Annotated in this window: 2 protein-coding genes and 3 pseudogenes; 3 read left to right on the top strand and 2 right to left on the bottom strand. The window is 59.0% G+C overall.

Annotated elements, in window-relative coordinates; translation table 11 throughout:
• Window positions 1–112 precede the first annotated feature (112 nt).
• Together ACJHX7_RS25975 and ACJHX7_RS25980 are read left to right on the top strand one after the other, a co-directional pair.
• A pseudogene (locus tag ACJHX7_RS25975) lies at window positions 113–529 on the top strand (serine hydrolase); the annotation flags it as partial.
• Window positions 530–675: 146 nt separating this feature from the next.
• Window positions 676–1578, top strand: a pseudogene (locus ACJHX7_RS25980) (TCR/Tet family MFS transporter); the annotation flags it as partial.
• A gap of 31 nt (window positions 1579–1609) precedes the next feature.
• On the opposite strand, the gene ACJHX7_RS25985 reads toward ACJHX7_RS25980, so the two are convergent.
• The gene (locus ACJHX7_RS25985) at window positions 1610–2494 is read right to left on the bottom strand and encodes a DMT family transporter (protein ID WP_000058717.1); all 885 of its coding nucleotides are present in this window, start codon (window positions 2492–2494) and stop codon (window positions 1610–1612) included.
• Window positions 2495–2631: 137 nt separating this feature from the next.
• A complete protein-coding gene (locus ACJHX7_RS25990; protein WP_001351729.1) occupies window positions 2632–3024 on the bottom strand; it encodes a cysteine hydrolase family protein in 393 nt (130 codons plus the stop codon).
• A 3-nt stretch (window positions 3025–3027) separates the two neighbouring features.
• On the opposite strand from ACJHX7_RS25990, the pseudogene ACJHX7_RS25995 reads away from it, so the two are divergent.
• Window positions 3028–3373: pseudogene (locus ACJHX7_RS25995) on the top strand (Tn3 family transposase); the annotation flags it as partial.

Here is a 3373-nt window from a genome sequence, read left to right on the forward strand (position 1 = left end):
TTATTATGGTGATCCCCTGGGCGAAATGCGCCTGGTAAGCAGAGTTTTTGAAATGTAAGGCCTTTGAATAAGACAAAAGGCTGCCTCATCGCTAACTTTGCAACAGTGCCCTTTTTTGCACAACATGGGGGATCATGTAACTCGCCTTGATCGTTGGGAACCGGAGCTGAATGAAGCCATACCAAACGACGAGCGTGACACCACGATGCCTGCAGCAATGGCAACAACGTTGCGCAAACTATTAACTGGCGAACTACTTACTCTAGCTTCCCGGCAACAATTAATAGACTGGATGGAGGCGGATAAAGTTGCAGGACCACTTCTGCGCTCGGCCCTTCCGGCTGGCTGGTTTATTGCTGATAAATCTGGAGCCGGTGAGCGTGGGTCTCGCGGTATCATTGCAGCACTGGGGCCAGATGGTAAGCCCTCCCGTATCGTAGTTATCTACACGACGGGGAGTCAGGCAACTATGGATGAACGAAATAGACAGATCGCTGAGATAGGTGCCTCACTGATTAAGCATTGGTAACTGTCAGACCAAGTTTACTCATATATACTTTAGATTGATTTAAAACTTCATTTTTAATTTAAAAGGATCTAGGTGAAGATCCTTTTTGATAATCTCATGACCAAAATCCCTTAACGTGAGTTTTCGTTCCACTGAGCGTCAGACCCCATATCGGGCGGATCGTGGCCGGCATCACCGGGGCGACTGGGGCGGTAGCCGGCGCTTATATTGCCGATATCACTGATGGCGATGAGCGCGCGCGGCACTTCGGCTTCATGAGCGCCTGTTTCGGGTTCGGGATGGTCGCGGGACCTGTGCTCGGTGGGCTGATGGGCGGTTTCTCCCCCCACGCTCCGTTCTTCGCCGCGGCAGCCTTGAACGGCCTCAATTTCCTGACGGGCTGTTTCCTTTTGCCGGAGTCGCACAAAGGCGAACGCCGGCCGTTACGCCGGGAGGCTCTCAACCCGCTCGCTTCGTTCCGGTGGGCCCGGGGCATGACCGTCGTCGCCGCCCTGATGGCGGTCTTCTTCATCATGCAACTTGTCGGACAGGTGCCGGCCGCGCTTTGGGTCATTTTCGGCGAGGATCGCTTTCACTGGGACGCGACCACGATCGGCATTTCGCTTGCCGCATTTGGCATTCTGCATTCACTCGCCCAGGCAATGATCACCGGCCCTGTAGCCGCCCGGCTCGGCGAAAGGCGGGCACTCATGCTCGGAATGATTGCCGACGGCACAGGCTACATCCTGCTTGCCTTCGCGACACGGGGATGGATGGCGTTCCCGATCATGGTCCTGCTTGCTTCGGGTGGCATCGGAATGCCGGCGCTGCAAGCAATGTTGTCCAGGCAGGTGGATGAGGAACGTCAGGGGCAGCTGCAAGGCTCACTGGCGGCGCTCACCAGCCTGACCTCGATCGTCGGACCCCTCCTCTTCACGGCGATCTATGCGGCTTCTATAACAACGTGGAACGGGTGGGCATGGATTGCAGGCGCTGCCCTCTACTTGCTCTGCCTGCCGGCGCTGCGTCGCGGGCTTTGGAGCGGCGCAGGGCAACGAGCCGATCGCTGATCGTGGAAACGATAGGCCTATGCCATGCGGGTCAAGGCGACTTCCGGCAAGCTATACGCGCCCTAGGAGTGCGGTTGGAACGTTGGCCCAGCCAGATACTCCCGATCACGAGCAGGACGCCGATGATTTGAAGCGCACTCAGCGTCTGATCCAAGAACAACCATCCTAGCAACACGGCGGTCCCCGGGCTGAGAAAGCCCAGTAAGGAAACAACTGTAGGTTCGAGTCGCGAGATCCCCCGGAACCAAAGGAAGTAGGTTAAACCCGCTCCGATCAGGCCGAGCCACGCCAGGCCGAGAACATTGGTTCCTGTAGGCATCGGGATTGGCGGATCAAACACTAAAGCTACTGGAACGAGCAGAAGTCCTCCGGCCGCCAGTTGCCAGGCGGTAAAGGTGAGCAGAGGCACGGGAGGTTGCCACTTGCGGGTCAGCACGGTTCCGAACGCCATGGAAACCGCCCCCGCCAGGCCCGCTGCGACGCCGACAGGATCTAGCGCTGCGTTTGGTGTCAACACCAACAGCGCCACGCCCGCAGTTCCGCAAATAGCCCCCAGGACCGCCATCAATCGTATCGGGCTACCTAGCAGAGCGGCAGAGATGAACACGACCATCAGCGGCTGCACAGCGCCTACCGTCGCCGCGACCCCGCCCGGCAGGCGGTAGACCGAAATAAACAACAAGCTCCAGAATAGCGAAATATTAAGTGCGCCGAGGATGAAGATGCGCATCCACCAGATTCCCGTTGGAATCTGTCGGACGATCATCACGAGCAATAAACCCGCCGGCAACGCCCGCAGCATCGCGACCGTCATCGGTGAGAAGTTCGGCAGGTATTGGGTGGTGACAATGTAGGTGCTGCCCCAAATGGCAGGTGCTATCGCTGTGAACAATAAATCGGGCGTGCGTAATGACATGCGATTACAAGACCTCCGCTACGGCGATGGGTTTTTGAGAGTTGCAGGCGCCGCGATGACCGCACCCTGACTTGGACTGGCCCTGCCTCGCACCAATCCACCTGCGGCTATGGCCGCGATCATGCGAGGCCCGAAAATTACACGACCTGTACACGTCCGCCGAACCCGGAACGCAACAGAGCTTCGTGGGCATCCCGATCCGGGTCGTAGCAGCAGTCCTGGACCAAACGCACGTCGTAGTCCGCATCACTAGCCCAGGCGACGCTTGAAAGAACAACGCCGGTGGTGCTTATCCCGGCCATGACAAGCGTGCTTACGCCGCGCGTCCGAAGGTCGGCGTCGAGCGCCGTGCCATAAAAGACGCTGGCTCGCGGACATGCATAGAAAAGGTCGCCCCGTTCGATCGCAAGCCCTTCGACGGGCAGACCGGTGCGAAATCGTCCGCTCGGGAGATACGGTGAGATTTGGCGATTCGTCGCCGGCGGCGCATGTTCATACTCTTCGCCGAGCGAAAAGTTGGGGAACAGCACGGGCCGGCCGCGCAAGGCGTGCTGGCAGCCGTGCAGACCCTGCGTGAGATGAACGCCGACAACCTGCGCAAGGTGCCGGCCGATGCACCCACGGCCTTCATCAAGCCGCGCTGGAAGCCGCTGGTGATCACCCCGGAAGGCCTCGACCGGAAATTCTACGAAATCTGCGCCCTGTCCGAGCTGAAGAACGCCCTGCGCTCCGGCGACATCTGGGTCAAGGGCTCGCGGCAGTTCCGCGACTTCGACGACTACCTGCTGCCGGCCGAGAAGTTCGCCGCACTCAAGCGCGAGCAGGCCCTGCCCCTGGCGATCAACCCGAACAGCGACCAGTACCTGGAAGAGCGTTTGC

This window comes from Escherichia sp. WS1451 (genome assembly GCF_046487365.1).
In the GTDB taxonomy this organism is placed as follows: domain Bacteria; phylum Pseudomonadota; class Gammaproteobacteria; order Enterobacterales; family Enterobacteriaceae; genus Escherichia; species Escherichia coli.